This window comes from Streptomyces sp. Je 1-332, from assembly GCF_040730185.1.
Classification (GTDB): Bacteria; Actinomycetota; Actinomycetes; order Streptomycetales; family Streptomycetaceae; genus Streptomyces.
Genome location: NZ_CP160402.1, coordinates 2890765 through 2912844 on the forward strand (window position 1 = coordinate 2890765; position 22080 = coordinate 2912844).

Sequence of the window (22080 nt, forward strand, 5' to 3'; positions counted from 1 at the left end):
GGTCCTCGGGAGCCCCACTCTCATGCTCAGGCGGGTGTCACTTCGACGGCCAGGGCACCTCCGGCGACTTGAAGTAGCCGATGCCGAGCGCGTCCCAGCGCGGCCCCTGCTGGGCGAGCCGCTCCTTGTACGCGTCCCAGTCGTGCGTCGACGCCGGCGACCAGCCGAGCTCGGCGATGCCGGGCAGCCGCGGGAACGCCATGTACTCGATGTGCGCGGAGGTCGAGAGCGTCTCCGACCACAGCTCCGCCTCGACACCCTGGATCGAGTCCGCGGGCGCGCCCGTCAGATACGTCTCCGGGTTCCAGTCGTAGCTGCGCTGCACCGAGACGTAACCCGCCCAGGACAGGCCGAGCGGGGTGTCCTTGTCGTACTTCATGTCGAGGTACGAACGGTCGGCGGGCGAGAGGACCAGCTGCGTGCCCTTCTTCGCCGCGTTCACGACCTGCTCACGCTCGGCGGCGCCGGTGGCGTCGTAGCCCCAGTACTGCGCTAGGGCGCCCTTGGCGGGCGTGGCGCCGGTGAGCTGGTGCCAGCCGACCACGGTCTTGCCGTACTTGGCGACGACCGGCTGGACCCTGTTCATGAACTCCACGTAGTCCTCGTGACTGGTGGAGTGCGCCTCGTCGCCGCCGATGTGGATGTACTTGCCGGGCGTCAGGGCGGCGATCTCGCGGATGACGTCGTCCACGAAGTCGTACGTCACGTCCTTCTTGACGCACAGCGAGCTGAAGCCGACCTCGGTGCCGGTGTAGAGCGGGGGCGCGACGCCGTCGCAGTTCAGCTCGGCGTACGAGGCGAGCGCGGCGTTCGTGTGGCCCGGCATGTCGATCTCGGGGATCACTTCGAGCTGCCGCGATGCCGCGTACTGGACGATGTCCTTGTACTGGGCCTTCGTGTAGTAGCCGCCCTTGCCGCCGCCGACCTGCGTGGAGCCGCCGTACGTGGCGAGCCTGGGCCAGGAGTCGATGGCGATGCGCCAGCCCTGGTCGTCGCTGAGGTGCAGGTGCAGCTTGTTGACCTTGTAGAGCGACATCTGGTCGATGTAGCGCTTGACCTTGTCGACCGAGAAGAAGTGCCGCGACACGTCGAGCATCGCGCCGCGGTGCTCGTAGCGGGGCGAGTCCTTGATGGTGCCGCCCGCGACCAGCCAGGGGCCCTTCTGCTTGGTCGTCTTCTCGGCGGCCGCGGGCAGCTGCTGCCGTAGCGTCTGCACGCCGAAGAAGAGGCCCGCGGGCTTGCGGGCCGTGATGGTGAGCGAACCGCGCTTCGACTCCAGGCGGTAGCCCTCGGCGCCGAGGGACTTGTCCTTGGAGTTCAGCCGCAGCCGGATGCCGTCGCGGCCCTCGTCGTCGGTGACCTTCAGGGGGTAGCCGGTGGAGGGGCGCAGGACGCCCGCCAGATAGCCGCCGATCCGCTTCGCGTCACGCGAGTCGTCGACCCGGATGCGTGTCTTGGAGTTGATCTCGTACGGGGAGCCGCCCGGGTCCGTGGACGCGGGAGCCGGGATGACCTGGCCGAGCGGGGTCGGTGTGGTGGCCGTGGCTGCCTCCTTCGCACCGCTGCCACCACCGGGCGCGGCGGCCACGGAGGAGAATCCGGCCGCGGCGACGAGCAGCAACGAGCCGAACAGGCGGGTCGATCTGTGGTGCTGTCTCACGAGCGGGTCCCTTCGACGGGCCATCACTGTGGTGCATCGCAATCGAACGGTCACCATGGGTACCTTGCGCCCCGGAGCGGGTCAAGGGTGTAGACCACTTCCGCCGCCCTCCGATGGAAGAATCCTCGCATGGCGGAAATCATCCAGCGCGACGGGACATGGACCTTCGACGGAGAGACGCTGCGCCTTGTGCCGGGGCGCGACAAGAACGTGTCGCTGCTGCGTAAGTCGCTCGGAGAACTGGCTATGCCGGTGGGCGCGTTGGCGGGCATCGCCTTCGAACAGGGCAAGAAGTCGGGGCGGCTGAGACTGCGGCTGCGGGACGGCGCGGATCCGTTGCTCCACGCGGCCGGCGGCAGACTCGGGGACGCGGCGGATCCGTATCAGCTCACCGTGGAGCCGGATCGCTACGGGGTCGCGGAGTACGTCGTCGACGAGGTCCGCAACGCGCTGCTCATCGAGCAGGTGCCCGCCGCACCCTGCGACAGCTATCTGCTGCCGGGCCCCTCGGTGCCGCTGTCGGTGTCGGCGGGTGACGGCACGGCGAGCTTCGACGGCGAGACCATCCGCCTGGAGTGGAACTGGAAGACGGAGGAGGCGAAGTCCGCCGCCGGTGCGCGCACGCTGGCCCTCTCCGAGGTCGCGGCCGTGGAGTGGCAGCCCGCGGTGGGGCTGGAGAACGGCTACCTCCGCTTCGCCGTCCGGCACGCGCCGACCAAGGCCCCGCCGAAGTACGACCCGAACTCGGTCGAGCTGTGGGGCTTCAAGAAGGATCCGCTGATGGCGTTGGTCGCTGCGGCTGTGCAGGTGCGGTTGCCTCATCCGGCGGGAACGGGTGTCTCGAAGTCCCCGGCGGCTCCGGCCGCGCTGCCGGCGGCTGCCGTGCCCGCCCCTGCCCCTGCGGAGGACAGCCATGACGCGTTGCTGCGGCGGCTTCGTGAGCTGGGGGAGCTGCACCAGGCCGGGGTGCTCACGGAGGCGGAGTTCACCACGGCCAAGCAAGCGGTCCTGAAGCGGCTCTGAGCCAAAAGACCTTCCCTCCCACCACCCGATTGCCCCGCAGCGCCCCCATCAGGGCCGAAACTCGACGCGATCCTGCCCGGTATCGGGCAGGATTGTTGCACCCGGAGGGCTCTTCATCCAGGATCAACGAATGCACGACGACCTGGTGGATCACCTGACCCGCAGCACCCAGCTCCAGCGGGGCGAAGCGCTGCGTGTCATCCAGGACGTGCTCGCCTACTTCGACGAGACGACCGAGGATTTCGTCCGTCGCCGCCACCGCGAACTGCAGGGTCAGGGCCTGCTGAACGCGGCGATCTTCGAACAGATCTCGGCGGATCTCCATTACCGCGCGGTCGCGCCGCCCGAGCTCACCCTCAGGCAGCTGCGCCGCATCATCTACGGCTAGGACACCCTCCATGTGCGGAATCGTCGGTTATATCGGCAAGCGTGACGTCGCCCCGCTGCTCCTCGAAGGCCTCCAGCGCCTGGAGTACCGCGGCTACGACTCCGCGGGCGTCGTCATCACCAGCCCCAAGGCCACCGGCCTGAAGATGGTCAAGGCGAAGGGCCGCGTCCGCGACCTCGAGGCCAAGGTGCCCGCCCGTTTCAAGGGCACCACCGGCATCGCCCACACCCGCTGGGCCACCCACGGCGCCCCGTCCGACGAGAACGCCCACCCGCACATGTCGGGCGACGACAAGGTCGCCGTCGTCCACAACGGCATCATCGACAACGCCTCCGAGCTGCGCGCCAAGCTCACCGCCGACGGCGTCGAGTTCCTCTCCGAGACGGACACCGAGGTCCTCACCCACCTCATCGCCCGCGCCCAGGCCGACAAGCTGGAAGACCGGGTCCGCGAGGCCCTGCGCCACGTCGAGGGCACGTACGGCATCGCCGTCCTGCACGCCGACTTCAACGACCGCATCGTCGTCGCCCGCAACGGCTCCCCCGTGGTCCTCGGCATCGGCGAGAAGGAGATGTTCGTCGCCTCGGACGTCGCCGCGCTCGTCTCGCACACCCGCCAGGTCGTCACCCTCGACGACGGCGAGATGGCCACCATCAAGGCCGACGACTACCGCACGTACACGACCGAGGGCTCGCGCACGACCGCCTCGCCGACCACCGTGGAGTGGGAGGCCGAGTCGTACGACATGGGCGGCCACGACACGTACATGCACAAGGAGATCTTCGAGCAGCCCGACGCCGTGGACCGCGTCCTGCGCGGCCGCATCGACGACCGCTTCTCCACCGTGCACCTCGGCGGCCTGAACCTCGACGCGCACGACGCCCGCAAGGTGCGCCGCGTCAAGATCCTCGGCTGCGGCACCTCGTACCACGCGGGCATGATCGGCGCCCAGATGATCGAGGAGCTGGCCCGCATCCCCGCCGACGCGGAGCCGGCGTCCGAGTTCCGCTACCGCAACGCGGTCGTGGACCCCGACACCCTCTACATCGCGGTCTCCCAGTCCGGCGAGACGTACGACGTCCTTGCCGCCGTCCAGGAGCTGAAGCGCAAGGGCGCCCGCGTCCTCGGCGTCGTGAACGTCGTCGGCTCGGCGATCGCCCGTGAGGCCGACGCGGGCGTGTACGTCCACGCGGGCCCGGAGGTCTGCGTCGTCTCCACCAAGTGCTTCACGAACACCACGGTCGCCTTCGGCCTGCTCGCCCTGCACCTGGGCCGCATCCGCGACCTGTCGGTCTCCGACGGCAAGCGGATCATCGAGGGCCTGCGCAAGCTGCCCGGCCAGATCTCGGAGATCCTCAAGCAGGAGGACGAGATCAAGAAGATCGCCAAGGAGTACGCGGAGGCCCGCTCGATGCTCTTCATCGGGCGCGTACGGGGCTACCCCGTCGCCCGTGAGGCCTCGCTCAAGCTCAAGGAGGTCTCGTACATCCACGCCGAGGCCTACCCCGCCTCCGAGCTCAAGCACGGCCCGCTCGCGCTCATCGAGCCCGCGCTCCCGACGGTCGCGATCGTCCCGGACGACGACCTCCTGGAGAAGAACCGCGCCGCCCTGGAGGAGATCAAGGCCCGCAGCGGCAAGATCCTCGCGGTCGCGCACCAGGAGCAGGAGAAGGCCGACCAGACGATCCTCGTCCCGAAGAACGAGAACGAGCTCGACCCGATCCTGATGGGCATCCCGCTGCAACTCCTCGCCTACCACACGGCGTTGGCGCTCGGCCGGGACATCGACAAGCCGCGCAACCTCGCGAAGTCGGTCACGGTCGAGTAGTCCCGGCCTCTCAGCACCGACCCGCGGAAATGAACGACCCCTCGCGCGTGCCACCAAGCGTGCGAGGGGTCGTTCTTCAGGGGCCAGGGGCGCCCATTCCCCCGACCCGCGCCTGCCTCGGCCGGTAGCCGTCACTGCCCGGTCGGCAGGTGGTCGTGCCCCCAGTACGTACCCTTCACAAGGGCACAACCCACCTGTACGCACGAGTAGATTTATCTACACAGCAAGGAAGTTGACGCCTCGCCACCCTCACCCCACCTGGGACGGAGGGGCGTTACGGAATGAGGGGCGTTACGGAATGACCACGACGGGGCGTTGCGCGCGGCGCGCGAGCCGGCCCGCGACCGAGCCGAAGATGCGCCCCACGATTCCGTGCGTCGATCCGACGACGATCGCGTCCGCGGAGTACTCCCGGCCGACCTCTTCGAGTTCGTGGCAGATGTCGCCGCCGCGCTCGACCAGGATCCACGGGACTTCGGCGAGATAGTCCGCACAGGCCAGTTCGAGGCCGAGCACTTCCGTGCGGTGATCCGGCACATCGACGAAGACAGGTGGCTCGCAGCCGGCCCACACCGTGGTGGGGAGCCGGTTGGCCACATGGACGATGATCAGTCCGGATCCGGAGCGATGGGCCATCCCGATCGCGTACGAGAGAGCGCGCTCACTGGAGGTCGAGCCGTCGAATCCGACGACGACCCCGTGCCGGAAGGCCGGATCGCAGGAATGACGTGGCTGTTCCGCCGCCTGGGGGGTCGCCGTGGGGTCGGCGACCTGCCGCTTGCGGTCCGCTGGTTCGGAGAATTCGTGACCGGCCATGGGTGTCTCGGCGAAGGAGTCCTCTGTGGGAGGGTCGGCTCTGTTCGGGTCGTGCGGCGCAGTTATGGGGCGATACGGACAGGATCGGACAGGGACGAGGAGGAGCGGCGACCACCGGAGCTGTGTCCGGGAATCATCTTCCCAACCCCATACCCCCAAGGGTACGGCGACACTCCTCTCCTGCCCAGAGCTTGCTTCCGGCCCTGCGGGAGCCTCACAGCGTTCACCGGAGCATGCATGAGCGGCGCCCGTATGGCAATGGTTGCTGCCTCGTACAGGCGGTTTGGGCACCCACCCGCGTGGGCCGCCTTCGGCCACAAGGTTCACGCCAGTGACCGGCCGCGTGACCACGCGTTGAACGTGGGTACGCCACCGCCACAGGGAGCCCGCCGTGCCTGGACCGCCGTCCGTGTCCTCACAAGTCACGACGTCCTCACAAGCCACGACGTCCTCACACGTCGCCACGCAGAGCCACCGACGCCCGCCGGAGGGGGCGCGTGAGCGCCCGCGCGGTGGCGTCCCCTCGCCACGCGCCGAGGGGACGCCACCCACGCCCGCGCAGGACTCCGCGAGCGATGTCGTCCGCTGGGCGGCATTCAGCTGCGTCCTGGTTCCCGTCGTCCTGGTCTGGTACGGGACCTCACTGGCGGGAGCCGCCGGGTCGGCCCTCGGACTCGTGGCCGTGACAGGGGTCTGCCGGTTGCTGCTGCGGCAGTCCGAGCGCGGGGCGGCGCGGCTGGTCGATGAGCAGGGCCGGGGGCGGCACGGACGGTCGGGTTCGGGGGCGCACAGGGGCGGTCGGCATGCTGGTGGGTCCGCGCCGGGGGACTGACCGATTCGCGCGCACTCACCCATAACTTTTCAGCCAACTTCCTATGGCCATGCATTCCTTGGCCGAAGGGGCGCCCAACCCCGGTCCGACCAGGGCTGAAAGGCATGCGGAAGGCGGCTGAACCCTACGGGGACCGGCCACGGAGCCGAGGCGCACTTCCCAGCAACGCCCGTGAGTGCAACGCTTCGTGATCGACTGCTTCACGCCAAGTTGCCATGTCGACATAGTGCCGGGTCCTTAACTGGTCACCCCGGCAGCACGGGACGCAGTAGATTCGATCATGACTGTATTACGGCGGGGGACTGGTGGAGGACCGAGGGGAAACGTGCAGGAGCGACAGGTCCGACAGGAACGCCAAGAGCGCCGGGAACACAGAGACCGCAGAGACCGCAGAAAACAAAGAGAAAACAGAGCACGCCAAGAACAGGGAGCCGCGACGACCGAGGGGGGCTTAGCGCCATGAGCCACGACTCCACTGCCGTGCAAGAAGCCGCGTCGCGGAAGCTTTCCGGACGCCGCCGCAGGGAGATTGTCGCGGTGCTGCTGTTCAGCGGTGGCCCCATCTTCGAGAGTTCCATACCGCTCTCCGTGTTCGGGATCGACCGGCAGGACGCCGGGGTCCCCCGCTACCGGCTGCTGGTGTGCGCCGGTGAAGAGGGACCGCTGCGGACGACCGGGGGGCTCGAACTCACCGCGCCACATGGCCTGGAGGCCATCGGGCGTGCGGGCACCGTCGTGGTGCCGGCCTGGCGGTCGATCACCTCGCCGCCGCCGCCGGAGGCACTCGACGCGCTGCGCCGCGCGCACGAGGAGGGCGCCCGCATCGTGGGCCTGTGCACCGGCGCGTTCGTGCTCGCCGCCGCCGGTCTGCTCGACGGCCGCCCGGCGACCACGCACTGGATGTACGCACCGACGCTGGCCAAGCGGTATCCATCCGTCCATGTGGATCCGCGCGAGCTCTTCGTCGACGACGGGGATGTACTCACCAGCGCGGGGACCGCGGCCGGAATTGATCTGTGCCTGCACATCGTGCGCACGGACCACGGCAACGAGGCGGCGGGCGCGCTCGCCCGCAGGCTTGTCGTGCCTCCGCGCCGGGCCGGCGGTCAGGAGCGCTATCTCGACCGGTCGCTGCCCGAGGAGATCGGCGCGGATCCGCTGGCCGAGGTCGTCGCCTGGGCGCTGGAGCATTTACACGAACAGTTCGACGTGGAGACGCTGGCCGCGCGCGCGTACATGAGCAGGCGCACCTTCGACCGCAGGTTCCGCTCGCTCACCGGGAGCGCTCCCCTGCAGTGGCTGATCACTCAGCGCGTACTGCAGGCACAGCGGCTGCTCGAGACCTCCGACTACTCCGTCGACGAGGTCGCGGGCCGCTGCGGCTTCCGCTCGCCCGTGGCCCTGCGTGGCCACTTCCGGCGCCAGCTGGGCTCGTCGCCCGCCGCCTACCGGGCCGCTTACCGCGCCCGCAGGCCGCAGGGGGGCGAGCGGGCGCTGCTGGAATCCGCGCCGCCCATGCCCACCACGGCGCCGGTGAACGCGGAGAGCACGGGTCCCGTCCCGTCGCAGACACGGCGCACGGCGGCGGCGAGTGCCGTCGGCCCGTCGGCTTCGCTGTCCGCGGATCCGGGGAAGCCGAGCTCGGATGTGTACGCGCCAGGCCGTCCGCCACTGCCCGGCCAGAGGAGCGCGCCGTAGGGTAAGACGCATGAACGATCGCATGGTGTGGATCGACTGCGAGATGACCGGGCTCTCGCTGACGGATGACGCACTTATCGAGGTGGCCGCACTGGTCACCGACTCGGAACTGAACGTGCTCGGCGAAGGTGTGGACATCGTGATCCGCCCGCCGGACGCGGCGCTGGAGACCATGCCCGAGGTGGTGCGCAAGATGCACACCACCTCGGGGCTCCTCGACGAGCTGGCATCGGGCACGACGCTGGCCGACGCCGAGGAGCAGGTCCTGGCGTACGTACGTGAGCACGTCAAGGAGCCGCGCAAGGCTCCGCTCTGCGGGAACTCGGTCGGCACCGACCGGGGCTTCCTGCTGCGCGACATGCGGACGCTGGAGGAGTTCCTCCACTACCGCATCGTCGACGTCTCCTCGATCAAGGAACTGGCCCGGCGGTGGTACCCCCGGGCCTACTTCAACAGCCCGGACAAGAACGGCAACCACCGGGCGCTCGCGGACATCCGCGAGTCCATCGCCGAGCTGCGCTACTACCGCGAGGCGGTCTTCGTGCCGCAGCCCGGCCCGGACTCGGACACGGCCAGAACGATCGCGGCCAAGCACGTGCTGCCTGCGGATTAGCCTCCGCGGAACCCCTGTGTACGGGGTCCAGAAAAGGCGTGCGCGAGCACCCCTTCGGACCCTGTACACTTTTTCTCGGCCGGTCGGAAGAACGCAGAACGACCGGACATGGTGGGTGTAGCTCAGTTGGTAGAGCACCTGGTTGTGGTCCAGGTGGCCGCGGGTTCAAGTCCCGTCACTCACCCTGATTGATCAAGGCCCGGCCTGCGAAAGCAGACCGGGCCTTCGTCATGTCCGGACTCCCCCCTCGCGCCCGCGCCGCGCCGGGCCTCTTAGTTGCGTGTTTGCCAAGTGAGTGCCAAAATCGCAAGTGTACGATTCGCACGACCTTGGGGGATTTCCACATGGACCCGCAGACCGCCGCCGACCAACTCGCCACCGCCGAGCGGGCACCCACTCTCAACCGGCCCGCCCCGACAGGCGAGCGCGTAGCGGGCGTGGTGTCGTCGGCAGCGTTGTTCGGCGCTCTGTGGGCGGCTGCCGAGCAGAGGGTGCCGCTGGCACTCGGCATCCCGTTGTGCCTGGTGGGGCTGGCAGTGGTGGTCGGTTGGAACTACTTCCATCGCGAGCGTGCCCTTCGCCGCCCCCACACCTCGTTGGAGAGTGGCCTCGGGATCGCAGCGGGCTTCCTGCTGGGTCTCCCGGCGGGCAATGTCCTGTGGGACACCCCGGACTCCACCATCGGCATCGTGGTTCCGGCGGCAGCCCCCGCGCTGGCCCTGATGGGCTACTTGACGTCGCGGTGGAGGGCCTGATGAGCGAAGGGGGAGAACACCGGCAGGCACTGACCACGCTGATGCATTCGCCGGTGCGCCTGGCCGTGCTCGGCACCCTGCGGCGCGTGCACAACGCGTCGTTCGCTGATCTGTGTGAGGCCCTCGAACTCGATTCGCCAGAACTCTCACGGCAGTTGCGCGTCCTGGAGGAAGCGGGTGTGGTGGAGCTGGCCAAGCTGCGCGACGGCCGAGAACGCCGCGTGCGCACGTTCGTGCGCCTGTCCGACGACGGACGCACACGCTTCGAAAACTACCTCGCGCACCTGCGGGCCTTGGTCGGCGAAAGCTGACGGACCTCAGGGAACAGTTCAATTCGGGGCAAAGTGATGCCTCCCACGGGCGGTTCATGGAACCCCCGGGGCCTTGCACCCGTCGCGGCCGTGGCGCGCCGCGCTGTCGCTCCGGCTCAGACCGTCAGAGGCACAGGGTGGACCTCGTCGGCCTTGTGACCGGCGCGTTCGTGGATGCGCTGGACCGCGTCGGCCGATGGTGCTTCGGAGAGGCAGTAGACCGTCCCGGACTCCGGGTCCGCCCAGGCCTTCTTGAAGTGGACCCCTTCTTCCTTCTCGATGGCGAGGTCCGCCTGGTGGGCCTGCATCAGCTGGTCGGCCGTGATGTCCTTCATCCCGTGGTGGACGTCCATGAACTGGGACATGGCGTCGCACCCCCTTCCGGCATGCGCGTTCGAGCATTCGGGGCCGCCAAGGCCGATCGCCGGCCCCACTGTCTCCATCGTGCGCCTGTACGGGCACGGATGCGACGTCGGGGCCGCTGGCCGTTTGTCCCGGGCGGGTGTGTTCTCACACGGGGCGTGAAAGCCGGGCTCATGTGCGGGTCGCGCACACCCTTCCCGCTCTCGCGGGGGCGGTGCAGAGTGCGTGTGGCGCTTCGTGAGGTCCGTGTCGGTACGGGGCTCCGGGGCGCAAGGGCCGTCGGTTGCCTCCCGCGTCGGCGGCCCGCCCCACCCCGCCTCCCGCCGGTCCCTCAGGACGACGAGCGCTCCACCAGTTGCGTCGGCAGCACCAGTTGGCGGTGATCGAGGCGGCGGGCGGATGCCGGGCGGTCGTCCGCGATCTCGGCGAGCAGCAGGTCGATCATCGCCCGGCCCATCTCCTCGATGGGCTGGCGCACGCTGGTCAGCGGCGGGTCCATGTGACGGGCGATCGCCGAGTCGTCGAAGCCGACGAGCGCCACGTCGTCGGGTATCCGGCGCCCGGCCTCGCGCAGGACCTGGCGGGCGCCGGCCGCCATCACGTCGGAGCCCGCGAACACCGCGTCCAGGTCCGGGCAGGCCGCGAGCAGCTCGGTCATCGCCCTGCGGCCGCCCTCCTCCGTGAAGTCACCCGGCGCGACAAGACGCTCCTCCACCTCGCGGCCCGCGTCCGACAGGGCGGAGCGGTAGCCGTCCAGGCGGCGCTGGGCGCCGTAGACGTCCAGGCGGCCGGTGATGGTGGCTATGCGCGTGCGGCCGCGCCGCAGGAGGTGCTCCACCGCCGAGTGCGCACCGGCGAAGTTGTCGGAGTCGACCGAGGGCAGCGCCTCGTCGGCCGAGCGGCGGCCGCTGATCACCGCCGGGATCTCCAGCTGGGCGAGGAGGTCCGGCAACGGGTCGTCCGCGTGGACCGAGACCAGGAGGACGCCGTCGACGCGGTGGGCCGCGAGGTACTGGGCGAGGCGCTGGCGCCTGCGGTCGTTCCCGGCGAAGATCAGCAGGAGCTGCATCTCCGTCTCGCTGAGCTCCGCCCCGACCCCGCGCAGGACATCGGAGAAGTACGGCTCGGCGAAGAAGCGGGTCTCGGGCTCCGGCACGACCAGGGCGATGGCGTCGGTGCGGTTGGCGGCCAGGGCGCGGGCCGCGGTGTTCGGGACGTAACCCAGTTCGGCGACGGCCGCCTCGACCGCCGTACGGGTCGCCTGGCTCACCCGGGGTGAGCCGTTGATCACCCGGGAGACCGTCCCGCGGCCCACCCCCGCCCGCGCGGCGACCTCCTCCAGGGTCGGTCGCCCGCCGCTGCGGCCGCGTGGTCCGTGAGCTGGCATGGTCCGCCTCCCGTCGCAATCCCCCGGGCGAGGAATGTAGAGGAATGTAACAGCCCGATCTTCACCGGTCCGATGGGCCGAACGCGGGAGCGCACACGTGACGGCGCGAGCCCCCTCGTAACAGCCCGATAACTGAAGACATGTGTCTCTGTCCGGTCCCTTGACACCCCCGCCCCCAGCCACGACTCTTCAACTCATCACGTGTGGGAGCGCTCCCACACTACCTGACACGTACACATCCCGCACGTTCCCCGCCCGAGCCGAAGAGTCAAGCAACGGGGCAAGAAGTGCAGTTGGCCGGGGGGTCGGCACGTCAGGCAACAGGAGGACGCATGCACACGAGTTCCCGCCGACCCGGTCGGCTGGTGGCCATCGCGGCCGTGACCGCGCTGGCCGGCAGCCTGCTGGCCGGTTGTTCCAGCGACGACGACACCAGCTCCGAGGGCGGCGACGGCAAGGTCACGCTCAATGTGGGCACGTTCGGTGTGCTCGGCCTGAAGCAGGCCGGCCTCTACGCCGAGTACGAGAAGTCGCACCCGAACATCAAGATCAAAGAGAACGTCATCGAGCGGAACGACGCCTACTACCCGAAGCTCCTCACCCAGCTCCAGTCCGGCGCGGGCGTCAATGACGTCGCCGCCATCGAAGTCAGCAACATCACCGAGGTCGTGCAGACCCAGGGCGCCAAGTTCGAGGACCTGGGCAAGGCCGAGGGCGTGGACAAGTCCACCTACCTCGACTGGAAGTGGAAGCAGGCCACGACCGAGGACGGCAAGACGGTCGGCCTCGGCGTCGACATCGGCCCCACCGCGCTGTGTTACCGCAAGGACCTCTTCAAGAAGGCCGGTCTGCCCACCGACCGCGAGGAGCTCGCCAAGGAGTGGGCCGGCGACTGGGACAAGTACGTCGCGCTCGGCGAGAAGTACATGGACAAGGCCCCCGACGGCACCAAGTTCGTCGACTCGGCGTCCAGTGTCTACAACGCCGTCTTCGCCGGTGCGAAAGAGCGGTACTACGACAAGAGCGGCAAGGAGATCTACGAGGACAGCCAGGGCCGCAAGGACGCCTGGGACGCGGCGATGAAGGTCGCGGACGGCGACATGTCGTCCAAGCTCAAGCAGTTCGACCCGACATGGGACCAGGGCTTCGCCAACGCCAAGTTCGCCACCGTGGCCTGCCCGGCGTGGATGGCCGGGTACATCCAGGAGAAGACCGGCCCCGAGGGCAAGGGCCAGTGGGACATGGCCAAGGCGCCCACGGACGGCAACTGGGGCGGGACGTTCCTCGGCGTGCCGAGCGCGGGCAAGCACAAGAAGGAGGCGACGGAGCTCGCCGTCTGGCTGACGCAGCCCGAGCAGCTCGCGAAGGTCTTCGCCAAGCAGGCCAGCTTCCCCTCCACCCCGTCGGCGTACGACACGCTGAAGCCGTCGCCCGCGACCAAGGCGTACTTCAACGACGCGCCGATCACGGAGATCTTCGCCGACATCGCGAAGAACACCCCCTCGGCCGTCTACGGCCTGAAGGACGCCCAGATCGGCCAGTCCATCACGGACATCGGTGTGCTCCAGGTGGAGCAACAGGGCAAGTCTCCGGCGCAGGGCTGGGAGGCCGCGCAGAAGGAGATCAAGGATGTTCTGGGACAGTGACGCGCATGTCCGAGACCGCTGAGTACGCCGAGACCGCGTCCCCCGGTGAGGGGGACGCGGCCCCGGCCGCGTCCGGGAGGCGCAAGGCCTCTCCCACGTCCTCGTGGCGCAGCCGCCTGTACCGCTGGGACATAAAGGCGTCGCCGTACGTCTTCGTCGCCCCCTTCTTCCTCTTCTTCGGTGCCTTCGGGCTCTTCCCGCTGCTGTACACGGGCTGGGCGTCGATGCACCGCCTGTCGTTGACCAACCTCGACGGCAGCACCTGGATCGGCCTGGAGAACTACACCAACCTGCTGCGGAGCGACTACTTCTGGAACGCGCTCGGCAACACCTTCACCATCGGCGTCATCTCCACCGTCCCCCAGCTCGCCGTGGCGCTCGGCATCGCGCATCTGCTCAACTACAAGCTGCGCGGCTCCACTCTGTGGCGGGTGGCGATGCTCGCTCCGTACGCCACGTCGGTGGCGAGCGCCTCGCTGGTCTTCACGCTGCTCTTCGCGTGGGACGGCGGGATGGTGAACTGGATCATCGGGTCCGTGGGCATCGATCCCGTCAACTGGCGTGAGTCGTCCTGGGGTTCGCAGTTCGCGGTGTCCTCGATCGTCATCTGGCGGTGGACCGGCTACAACGCGCTGATCTATCTGGCGGCGATGCAGGCCGTGCCGCACGACCTGTACGAGTCGGCCGCGCTGGACGGCGCGTCGCGCTGGCAGCAGTTCCGGCACGTGACCATCCCGATGCTGCGGCCGACGATCCTGTTCACGGTGGTCGTATCGACCATCGGGGCGACCCAGCTCTTCGGTGAGCCGCTGCTGTTCGGCGGCACGGCCGGGTCCAAGGGCGGCGCCGACCACCAGTTCCAGACGCTCGGTCTCTATCTGTACGACCAGGGCTGGATCAACGGCCATCTGGGCCGGGCATCGGCCGTCGCCTGGCTGATGCTCGCGATCCTGCTGCTCATCGCCGCGGTCAATCTGCTGATCGCCCGACGTCTGAGGAAGGACCGATGAAGTCCCGCACATCGGGCCCCACGACGGACCTCGCCCCCGATCCGCCGGGCGATGTGATCACGAGCCCACGGAAGAGCCCCGCCCCGGGCCCGAAGCCGGCCCGCCCGCTGGGGCTCAAGGCCGGCCGCACGATGCACGCCGGGCCCGTGACCTACGTCGTCCTCGCGCTGTTCACGGCCGTATCGCTGGCCCCGCTGATCTGGACGGCGATCGCCGCGTCCCGTACGAGCGGGCGGCTCGCCCAGACCCCGCCGCCCCTGTGGTTCGGCGGGAACCTCTTCAAGAACCTGGAGCGTGCCTGGACCGAGGCGAGCCTCGGGGACGCGATGCTCAACACCACGATCGTGGCGGGCACCATCACCATCGGCACCGTCCTGTTCTCCACGATCGCCGGATTCGCCTTCGCCAAGCTGAAGTTCAGGTTCAGCGGTGTGCTGCTCCTGCTGACGATCGGCACGATGATGGTGCCGCCGCAGCTGAGTGTCGTACCGCTCTATCTGTGGGTCGCCGACCTGCAGTGGACCAATCAGCTCCAGGCGGTGATCCTGCCGACGTTCGTGAGCGCCTTCGGGGTGTTCTTCATGCGGCAGTACCTGGTGCAGGCGCTGCCGAGCGAACTCATCGAGGCGGCGCGGATGGACGGGGCGAGCAGTCTGCGCATCATCTGGCACGTGGTGTTCCCCGCCGCGCGGCCCGCGATGGCGGTGCTCGGCCTGCTGACGTTCGTGATGGCCTGGAACGACTTCCTGTGGCCGATCATCGCGCTGAACCAGTCCAACCCCACCGTGCAGGTGGCGCTCAACTCCCTCGGTACGGGCTACATCCCGGACCGGGCGGTGATCATGGCGGGCGCGCTGCTCGGCACACTGCCGCTGCTCCTGGCGTTCGTCCTCTTCGGCAAGCAGATCGTGAGCGGCATCATGCAGGGCGCCGTCAAGGGCTGAGGCCCCCGCCGCCCGTCACGGGCCGGGGCCTCCGCCGCCCGTCAGCCGGGGCGTACGTCGCCCGTCAAGGGCCGGGGCCCCCGCCCGCCTCACTGCCGGGTGCCAGGGCCGGGCCGCCACCTCGGCCCCGGCACCCCGCCTCTCTCTTCCCCTGTCCGCCCACCCCACCCATGGGAGCGCTTCCATGCCTGAATCCCTCGCCTTTCCGGCCGATTTCCTCTGGGGCGCCGCCACGTCCGCGTACCAGATCGAGGGCGCCGTACGTGAAGACGGCCGCACCCCCTCCATCTGGGACACCTTCAGCCACACACCGGGCCGGACGGCCGGCGGTGACACGGGGGACGTGGCCGTCGAGCACTACCACCGCTACCGCGACGACGTGGCACTCATGGCGGACCTCGGCCTGAACGCCTACCGGTTCTCCGTCTCCTGGTCGCGGGTGCAGCCCACCGGACGCGGGCCTGCCGTCCAGCGCGGGCTCGACTTCTACCGGCGGCTCGTGGACGAGCTGCTGGCCAAGGGCATCAAGCCCGCCCTGACCCTCTACCACTGGGACCTGCCGCAGGAGTTGGAGGACGCGGGCGGCTGGCCCGCGCGGGAGACCGCCTACCGCTTCGCCGAGTACGCGGGCTTCGTCGCCGAGGCCCTCGGTGACCGCGTGGAGTCCTGGATCACGCTCAACGAGCCGTGGTGCAGCGCCTTCCTCGGCTACGGCTCGGGCGTGCACGCCCCTGGCCGCACCGACCCGGCGGCCGCCCTGCAGGCCGCGCACCACCTCAACCTCGCGCACGGCCTCGGCACCCAGGCGCTGCGCGCCGCCCTGCCGGCCCGTGCCCAAGTCGCGGTGAGCCTCAACTCCGCGGTGGTCAGGGCGGTTTCGGACGGCCCTGAGGACCAGGGAGCCCGCCGCCGCATCGACAACCTCGCCAACGGCGTTTTCCACGGCCCGATGCTGCACGGCGCCTACCCCGCGAACCTGTTCACCGACACGGCCCGGATCACCGACTGGTCCTTCGTGCGCGACGGCGACCTGGCCGCCGCCCATCAGCCGCTGGATGCCCTCGGCCTGAACTACTACACGCCCGCGCTGGTCTCGGCCGCGCAGCACGACCCCGCGAACGCACGCAACGACGGGCACGGCGCCAGCGAGCACTCCCCGTGGCCGGGCTCCGATGACGTGGCCTTCCACCAGACGCCGGGCGACCGCACCGAGATGGGCTGGACCATCGACCCGACGGGCCTGCACGAGCTGATCATGCGCTACACCCGTGAGGCGCCGGGCCTGCCGCTGTACGTCACCGAGAACGGCGCGGCCTACGACGACAAGCCCGACCCGGAGGGCCGCGTCCACGACCCGGAGCGCATCGCCTACCTGCACGGCCACTTGGCGGCCGTCCGCCGGGCCATCACGGACGGCGCCGACGTCCGCGGCTACTACCTCTGGTCCCTGCTCGACAACTTCGAATGGTCATACGGCTACAGCAAGCGCTTCGGCGCGGTGTACGTCGACTACGACACGCAGGCCCGCACCCCCAAGTCCAGCGCGCACTGGTACGCGGGCGTCGCGGCCGGCGGTGAGCTGCCACGCGAGTACGCCGCGGACTGACCCGCGGGTCCGGCAGCCCCGAGGGGCCGAGTGGCACCGCGCCACGCGGCTCCTTAGGTTGCCCATATGGCACATACAGCAATAGAGCGGGCACGGTGAGCGCCGGTGGGCGTACTCCGTGATCACCCCGAGTTCGCACTGTTCATCTGCCTCGCCCTGGGCTATCTCGTGGGCAAGGTGCGCGTCGGCCCCATCACGCTCGGCGGCATCTGCGGCACCTTGATCGTCTCGCTGCTTCTCGGCGCGTGGGCCAAGGTCGTCGTCTCCGACGACGTCAAGACGATCTTCTTTGCACTGTTCATCTTCGCCCTCGGCTATCTCGCGGGCCCGCAGTTCTTCTCCAACCTCAACCGCGAGAGCCTGCGCTTCTTCGTGCTCTGCGGCATCGAGCTCGTCTGCGTCCTCGGCATCGCGCTCGGCCTCGCCAAGGCCTTCGACCTGGACGTCGGCACCGCCTCGGGCATCCTGGCGGGCGCGGCCACCGAGTCGGCCGTCGTCGGTACGGCGACCGAGGCCATCGGCAAGCTCGACGGCCTCACCCCGGACCAGATCACCCAGTACCAGGGGCACGTCGCCACCGCGTACACGGTCTGCTACCTCTTCGGCCTGATCACCATCGTGCTCTACACCAGCCAGATCATGCCGATGATGCTGCGCATCAACCTGCGGGACGCCTCGCGCGAACTGTGGGAGAAGATGCGCGGCTCGGGCGGCGGCCTGGAGTCCGACGAGCGGCAGGCACTGCCCGGCATGGTCGGCCGCACCTACCTGGTGACCACGGGCGACGGCAGGACCGTCGGCGACCTGGAGTCCGAGCTCGAAGGACGGGTCACCGTCGAGGCCGTCAAGCGCGGCAGCAAGCAGCTCACGCCCGCGCCCGGTCTGGCGCTCACCCTCTCCGACCTGGTCCTGGTGGTCGGCCGCCGCGCCAACGTCATCGAGTCCGGACACCTCATCGGCCCCGAGACCCCTGGCATCCCCGGCGTCGACACCCCCCTCGCCACGGCCCAGGTCTCCGTCACCGAGAAGTCGTCGGACGGCAGCAGCGTGGACGAGCTCCAGCGCGCGCACCCCGAGTTCATCAAGGACGGCGTGTACGTCACCGACGTACTGCGCGGTGATCAGCATCTGCCCGCGGCCGGCAACACCACCGTGCGCCGCGGTGACGTGCTCACCCTGGTGGGCGCGCGCTCGGGCCTGAACAAGGTGGTCGGCAGGATCGGCGCGGTCGTCAAGAACGACGCCACCGACTTCATCTACCTGGGTCTCGGCATCGCGGCCGGTTCCCTGCTCGGCCAGGTCGTCGTGCACTTCGGCGACGTGCCCATGTCGCTCGGCACGGGTGGCGGCTGTCTGGTCTCCGGGCTGCTCTTCGGCTGGTTCCGCTCCCGCAAGCAGACCTTCGGCGCGTTTCCGCCGCAGGCCGCGAACACGCTCAAGGACATGGGCCTGGCGATCTTCATCGCCTGTACGGGGCTCGTCTCGGGGCCGCAGGCCTGGCCGCTGCTCAAGGAGTACGGCGTACTGCTGCCGTTCGCCGGGATCGCGATGGTCCTCGTACCCGCGACGATCTCGCTCATCGTGGGCAGCAAGCTCCTGAAGATCGAGAAACCGCTCCTCATCGGCGCCATCGCGGGCCAGCAGTGCTCGACCCCGGCGATCACCTCCGTCACCCAGGTGGCCCAGAGCTCGGTCCCGCTGCTCGGCTACACGATCACCTACGCCCTCTCGAACTTCCTGCTGCCTCTGACCGGGCCCATCCTCGTCGGCGTACTGGGGGCTTAGACAATGATCGACTTCCTCAACCGGAACATCTTCCAGCCCCATCCCGAGCTGCTCGTCTTCATCACCGTGGCGCTCGGTTTCCTCTTCGGGAAGCTGCGCTACCGGGCGATCGGGCTCGGCGCGGTCACCGGCTGCCTCATCGCGGGGCTGCTGCTCGGGGCGCAGTTCAAGGTCGAGATCGACGGGACGGTGAAGAACCTCTTCTTCACGATGTTCCTCTTCGCCCTCGGCTACAAGGTCGGCCCGCAGTTCTTCCGCGGCCTGAAGAAGGACGGCCTTCCGCAGGTCCTCAACGCGGTCGTCGTCTGCGTCACCGGCCTCCTCGTCTGCTGGGCGTTCGCCGCGATGCTCGGGTACGGCCCCGGCCTCTCGGCGGGGCTGCTCGGCGGGGCGCTCACGCAGTCCGCGGTCATCGGTGTCGCGGGCGACGCGATCTCCAACCTGCCGGGGCTCAGCTCCGCGCAGGCCAAGAGCGAGTCGAACCTGGTCGCCATCGGCTACGCCGTCACGTACCCCCTCGGCACGATCCTGTGCGCGATGCTGCTCGCCAACGTGCTGCCCCGGCTCTACCGCAAGGACCTCGCGGCCGAATCCGCCGCCCTGGCGAAGGAGTTGGACGCACCCGGAGACAACCCCGACCTGGCCGAGGGCTACTACGAGGTCGTCCTGCGCGCCTACACCATCCAGCGCCCGGACCTCGCCGGCCGCACCATCGAGGACTTCGAGAACCAGCAGCGCGAGCTGGGCCGCCGCCTCTACATCACGCGCGTACGCAGGGAAGGGAACATCCTCGACCACGATCAGCACACCACCCTGCGCGAGGGGGACGTCGTCGCGCTGAGCGCCTTGCGCGGCTCGCTCGTCGAGTTCGACCCCCGTACGCACATCGGCTCGGAGACCGACGACGTGGAACTCCTCGGCTACCAGACCGAGTCCCTGCACGTGGTGGCCTCCGAGAAGGAGCAACTCGGCAAGACCATCGGGGACTTGCGCCGCGAACCGTTCATGGTCGGCGTCTACGTCGACAAGCTGTACCGCTCCGGAGCCGAGTTCCCCTACCGCCTCTCCACGAAGCTGGAGCGCGGCGACACCCTGATCCTCACCGGCCCCAAGCGCCTGGTCGATCCGGCGGGCAAGGAGCTCGGCAAGCCCGTGCCGACGTCCTTCGCCACCGACATGATCTGGGTCGGCCTCGGCATCTTCCTCGGCGGCTGCATCGGCATCCCGGCGCTGACTGCGGGCGGCGTGCCGATCTCGCTCTCCACCTCCGGCGGCGCGCTGATCATGGGGCTCGTCTTCGGCTGGATCCGCGGCAAGTACCCGACGTACGGGAACGTCCCGCCCGGCGCCCAGTGGTTCATGGACACGCTCGGGCTCTGCCTCTTCGTCGCGGTCGTCGGCATCAACGCCGGGCCGAGCTTCACCTCCGGGCTCTCGACGGCGGGCTGGGGCCTTCTCCTGTTCGGCGCGATCGCCACGGTGATCCCGCTGATCGTCGGCTTCCTCTTCGGGCATTACGTGCAGAAGATCCGCTTCCCGATCCTGATGGGCGTCCTCGCGGGCGGCCAGACCACCACCGCGGCGATCGGCGCGATCAACGAATCGTCCAGGTCGCAGATCCCGACGCTCGGCTACACGATTCCGTACGCCGTCGGCAACGTGCTCCTGACCATCTGGGGCGCAGTCATCGTCCTGCTCCACCACTGACCCCCGCTTCCCCCCCACGTGAGGAACGAGCTGTGCCCAAGACCACTTTCACCCGCGCGGAGATCCAGTCCTTCGCGCAGCTCAGCCCCTTCGAGCTGAAGGACAAGTTCATCCAGATCGCCCAGGCGGTACAGGCGGACAAGCCGGGGCAGAAGGAGACGTCCAGCGTCCAGCTGCTCAACGCGGGCCGCGGCAACCCCAACTGGGTGGCCACGGGCCCCCGCGAGGCGTTCTACGCGCTCGGCTACTTCGCCCTCTCCGAGTCCCGCCGCGTCTGGACCGCCGACGACCTGGGCGGCATGCCGGAGAAGAAGGGGTCGGGCGCCCGCTTCGACACCTTCGTACGGCAGCACCCGGACCTGCCCGGCATCGAGCTGCTCCAGAAGTGCGTCGAGCACGCCATCGAGCGGTTCGGCTTCGACCGGGACGACTTCATCCACGAGCTGACGGACAGCTCGGTCGGCGACAACTACCCGGTGCCCGACCGGATGCTGAAGCACGCCGAGCAGATCGTGCGGGGCTATGTCGCCGACGAGATGTTCGACAGGAAGCCGCCCGCCGACAACCTGTCGCTCTTCGCCACCGAGGGCGGCACGGCCGCCATGTGCTACATCTTCGACTCGCTCATGAAGAACGGCGTCCTGCACAAGGGCGACAAGATCGCCCTGATGGTGCCGGTGTTCACGCCGTACATCGAGATTCCCGAGCTCGACACGTACGAGTTCGACGTGACGTACATCGAAGCGAGCATGTTCGCCGAGGCGGGCGTGCGGGAGTGGCGCTACCCGGAGGAGGAGGTCGCCAAGCTCGCGGACCCCGACATCAAGATGGTCTGCCTGGTCAACCCCTCCAACCCTCCCTCGCTCGCGCTCAGTCGGCGGGTCGCGGACCAGATCGAGCAGATCGTCACCACGTCGAACCCGAACCTCCTGATCGTGACGGACGACGTGTACGGGACGTTCGTCGAGGGCTTCCGCTCCATCGCCGCCGACCTGCCGCGCAACACGCTGCTCGTCTACTCGTACTCCAAGCACTACGGCGCCACCGGCTGGCGGCTCGGCGCCATCGGGCTGCACGACGACAACGTCATCGACGAGCTGATCGCCGGGCTGCCGCAGGAGGAGAAGGACCGGCTGGCCAAGCGGTACGGGACGCTGACGCTCGACCCAGGCAAGATCAAGTTCATCGACCGCCTGGTCGCGGACTCCCGGCAGGTGGCGCTGAACCACACCTCGGGGCTCTCGCTCCCGCAGCAGATGATGATGGCCCTCTTCTCCCTCTTCGACATGCTGGAGGAGGGGCAGGCGTACAAACACCGTATCCGCGCGATCGTGCGCCAGCGGCTCGAACTGCTCCTGGAGGGCGCCGAGATGAAGATCTCGGAGGACCCGGAGCGGGCCTGCTACTACATCGAGCTCGATCTGCTCGCCGAGGCCGAACGCGTCCACGGCAAGGACTTCGCCGACTTCCTGGAGAAGAACTACGAGCCGGTCGATCCCCTGTTCAGGCTCGCCGAGCAGACCCATGTGGTGCTCCTGAACGGCGGCGGGTTCGAGGGTCCGGAGTGGTCGGTGCGGGTGTCGCTGGCCAACCTGGACGACCTCGACTACCTGAAGATCGGGCACCACCTGCGCGCGATCTTCAACGACTACGCGTCGGAGTGGCAGGCGAGCAAGGCCTGACCGCACGAGTGGCGCCCCGACCGGGT

19 protein-coding genes and 1 tRNA gene are annotated in these 22080 nt (G+C 69.0%); 16 read left to right on the forward strand and 4 right to left on the reverse strand.

Going from position 1 to position 22080, the window contains the following annotated elements; translation table 11 throughout:
- Positions 1-37: 37 nt before the first annotated feature.
- Positions 38-1660, reverse strand: a complete 1623-nt coding sequence (locus ABXJ52_RS13235) for a beta-N-acetylhexosaminidase (RefSeq protein WP_367042107.1) — start codon at positions 1658-1660, stop codon at positions 38-40.
- 129 nt (positions 1661-1789) lie between these two features.
- Here ABXJ52_RS13235 and ABXJ52_RS13240 point away from each other — a divergent pair, with 129 nt between their 5' ends.
- The 3 genes from ABXJ52_RS13240 (at position 1790) to glmS (ending at position 4899) form a co-directional block, all read left to right on the forward strand.
- Positions 1790-2683 (forward strand): DUF4429 domain-containing protein, encoded by an 894-nt coding sequence (locus ABXJ52_RS13240; protein WP_367042109.1) that lies wholly within the window; start codon positions 1790-1792, stop codon positions 2681-2683.
- A gap of 130 nt (positions 2684-2813) precedes the next feature.
- Positions 2814-3071 carry a hypothetical protein gene (locus ABXJ52_RS13245; RefSeq protein WP_367042111.1) on the forward strand — a complete coding sequence of 86 codons (258 nt, stop codon included), beginning with the start codon at positions 2814-2816 and terminating at the stop codon, positions 3069-3071.
- A 10-nt stretch (positions 3072-3081) separates the two neighbouring features.
- Positions 3082-4899 carry a glutamine--fructose-6-phosphate transaminase (isomerizing) gene (gene glmS / locus ABXJ52_RS13250; protein ID WP_367042112.1) on the forward strand — a complete coding sequence of 606 codons (1818 nt, stop codon included), beginning with the start codon at positions 3082-3084 and terminating at the stop codon, positions 4897-4899.
- Between the two features lie 291 nt (positions 4900-5190).
- Here glmS and ABXJ52_RS13255 read toward each other — a convergent pair whose 3' ends face one another.
- Positions 5191-5715, reverse strand: a complete 525-nt coding sequence (locus ABXJ52_RS13255; protein WP_361836208.1) for a universal stress protein — start codon at positions 5713-5715, stop codon at positions 5191-5193.
- A 409-nt stretch (positions 5716-6124) separates the two neighbouring features.
- Between ABXJ52_RS13255 and ABXJ52_RS13260 the strand changes: the two genes are divergently transcribed.
- The 6 genes from ABXJ52_RS13260 to ABXJ52_RS13285 all read left to right on the forward strand — a co-directional run bounded on the left by ABXJ52_RS13260 (position 6125) and on the right by ABXJ52_RS13285 (position 9924).
- Positions 6125-6547 (forward strand): hypothetical protein, encoded by a 423-nt coding sequence (locus tag ABXJ52_RS13260; protein WP_367042113.1) that lies wholly within the window; start codon positions 6125-6127, stop codon positions 6545-6547.
- Positions 6548-7006: 459 nt separating this feature from the next.
- Entirely contained in the window at positions 7007-8245 is a 1239-nt protein-coding gene (locus tag ABXJ52_RS13265) for a helix-turn-helix domain-containing protein (RefSeq protein WP_367042115.1), read from the forward strand.
- A gap of 10 nt (positions 8246-8255) precedes the next feature.
- A complete protein-coding gene (gene orn, locus ABXJ52_RS13270; RefSeq protein WP_367042117.1) occupies positions 8256-8858 on the forward strand; it encodes an oligoribonuclease in 603 nt (200 codons plus the stop codon).
- A gap of 111 nt (positions 8859-8969) precedes the next feature.
- A tRNA-His gene (locus tag ABXJ52_RS13275) sits at positions 8970-9042 on the forward strand.
- 160 nt (positions 9043-9202) lie between these two features.
- The gene (locus ABXJ52_RS13280) at positions 9203-9613 is read left to right on the forward strand and encodes a hypothetical protein (protein ID WP_367042119.1); all 411 of its coding nucleotides are present in this window, start codon (positions 9203-9205) and stop codon (positions 9611-9613) included.
- Entirely contained in the window at positions 9613-9924 is a 312-nt protein-coding gene (locus ABXJ52_RS13285) for a transcriptional regulator (RefSeq protein WP_367042120.1), read from the forward strand. Before ABXJ52_RS13280 ends, ABXJ52_RS13285 begins: the two co-directional genes overlap by 1 nt.
- A gap of 116 nt (positions 9925-10040) precedes the next feature.
- On the opposite strand, the gene ABXJ52_RS13290 is transcribed toward ABXJ52_RS13285, so the two are convergent.
- Together ABXJ52_RS13290 and ABXJ52_RS13295 are read right to left on the reverse strand one after the other, a co-directional pair.
- Positions 10041-10289, reverse strand: coding sequence for an SCO4226 family nickel-binding protein (locus tag ABXJ52_RS13290; RefSeq protein WP_367042122.1), 249 nt, complete (start codon positions 10287-10289; stop codon positions 10041-10043).
- Positions 10290-10618: 329 nt separating this feature from the next.
- The gene (locus ABXJ52_RS13295) at positions 10619-11674 is read right to left on the reverse strand and encodes a LacI family DNA-binding transcriptional regulator (RefSeq protein WP_367042124.1); all 1056 of its coding nucleotides are present in this window, start codon (positions 11672-11674) and stop codon (positions 10619-10621) included.
- 332 nt (positions 11675-12006) lie between these two features.
- Between ABXJ52_RS13295 and ABXJ52_RS13300 the strand changes: the two genes are divergently transcribed.
- The 7 genes from ABXJ52_RS13300 (at position 12007) to ABXJ52_RS13330 (ending at position 22054) form a co-directional block, all read left to right on the forward strand.
- The gene (locus tag ABXJ52_RS13300; protein WP_367042126.1) at positions 12007-13320 is read left to right on the forward strand and encodes an ABC transporter substrate-binding protein; all 1314 of its coding nucleotides are present in this window, start codon (positions 12007-12009) and stop codon (positions 13318-13320) included.
- Between the two features lie 5 nt (positions 13321-13325).
- On the forward strand, positions 13326-14330 hold the full coding sequence (locus tag ABXJ52_RS13305; protein WP_367042128.1) for a sugar ABC transporter permease: 1005 nt from the start codon (positions 13326-13328) through the stop codon (positions 14328-14330).
- A 131-nt stretch (positions 14331-14461) separates the two neighbouring features.
- Entirely contained in the window at positions 14462-15274 is an 813-nt protein-coding gene (locus ABXJ52_RS13310; protein WP_367049028.1) for a carbohydrate ABC transporter permease, read from the forward strand.
- Positions 15275-15458: 184 nt separating this feature from the next.
- A complete protein-coding gene (locus tag ABXJ52_RS13315) occupies positions 15459-16880 on the forward strand; it encodes a GH1 family beta-glucosidase (RefSeq protein WP_367042130.1) in 1422 nt (473 codons plus the stop codon).
- 105 nt (positions 16881-16985) lie between these two features.
- The gene (gene aspT / locus ABXJ52_RS13320) at positions 16986-18665 is read left to right on the forward strand and encodes an aspartate-alanine antiporter (RefSeq protein WP_367042131.1); all 1680 of its coding nucleotides are present in this window, start codon (positions 16986-16988) and stop codon (positions 18663-18665) included.
- Between the two features lie 3 nt (positions 18666-18668).
- Positions 18669-20372 (forward strand): aspartate-alanine antiporter, encoded by a 1704-nt coding sequence (gene aspT / locus ABXJ52_RS13325; protein WP_367042133.1) that lies wholly within the window; start codon positions 18669-18671, stop codon positions 20370-20372.
- A gap of 32 nt (positions 20373-20404) precedes the next feature.
- On the forward strand, positions 20405-22054 hold the full coding sequence (locus ABXJ52_RS13330; RefSeq protein ID WP_367042135.1) for a bifunctional aspartate transaminase/aspartate 4-decarboxylase: 1650 nt from the start codon (positions 20405-20407) through the stop codon (positions 22052-22054).
- Positions 22055-22080: the final 26 nt, after the last annotated feature.

Coding starts and splice junctions, on each gene's coding strand:
- ABXJ52_RS13290 (WP_367042122.1), bottom strand. CDS start 10,289: ATGTCCCAGTTCATGGACGTCCACCACGGGATGAAGGACATCACGGCC.
- ABXJ52_RS13255 (WP_361836208.1), bottom strand. CDS start 5,715: ATGGCCGGTCACGAATTCTCCGAACCAGCGGACCGCAAGCGGCAGGTC.
- ABXJ52_RS13240 (WP_367042109.1), top strand. CDS start 1,790: ATGGCGGAAATCATCCAGCGCGACGGGACATGGACCTTCGACGGAGAG.
- ABXJ52_RS13315 (WP_367042130.1), top strand. CDS start 15,459: ATGCCTGAATCCCTCGCCTTTCCGGCCGATTTCCTCTGGGGCGCCGCC.
- ABXJ52_RS13300 (WP_367042126.1), top strand. CDS start 12,007: ATGCACACGAGTTCCCGCCGACCCGGTCGGCTGGTGGCCATCGCGGCC.
- ABXJ52_RS13280 (WP_367042119.1), top strand. CDS start 9,203: ATGGACCCGCAGACCGCCGCCGACCAACTCGCCACCGCCGAGCGGGCA.
- aspT (WP_367042133.1), top strand. CDS start 18,669: ATGATCGACTTCCTCAACCGGAACATCTTCCAGCCCCATCCCGAGCTG.
- ABXJ52_RS13265 (WP_367042115.1), top strand. CDS start 7,007: ATGAGCCACGACTCCACTGCCGTGCAAGAAGCCGCGTCGCGGAAGCTT.
- glmS (WP_367042112.1), top strand. CDS start 3,082: ATGTGCGGAATCGTCGGTTATATCGGCAAGCGTGACGTCGCCCCGCTG.
- ABXJ52_RS13305 (WP_367042128.1), top strand. CDS start 13,326: ATGTCCGAGACCGCTGAGTACGCCGAGACCGCGTCCCCCGGTGAGGGG.
- ABXJ52_RS13310 (WP_367049028.1), top strand. CDS start 14,462: ATGCACGCCGGGCCCGTGACCTACGTCGTCCTCGCGCTGTTCACGGCC.
- ABXJ52_RS13285 (WP_367042120.1), top strand. CDS start 9,613: ATGAGCGAAGGGGGAGAACACCGGCAGGCACTGACCACGCTGATGCAT.
- ABXJ52_RS13295 (WP_367042124.1), bottom strand. CDS start 11,674: ATGCCAGCTCACGGACCACGCGGCCGCAGCGGCGGGCGACCGACCCTG.
- orn (WP_367042117.1), top strand. CDS start 8,256: ATGAACGATCGCATGGTGTGGATCGACTGCGAGATGACCGGGCTCTCG.
- ABXJ52_RS13245 (WP_367042111.1), top strand. CDS start 2,814: ATGCACGACGACCTGGTGGATCACCTGACCCGCAGCACCCAGCTCCAG.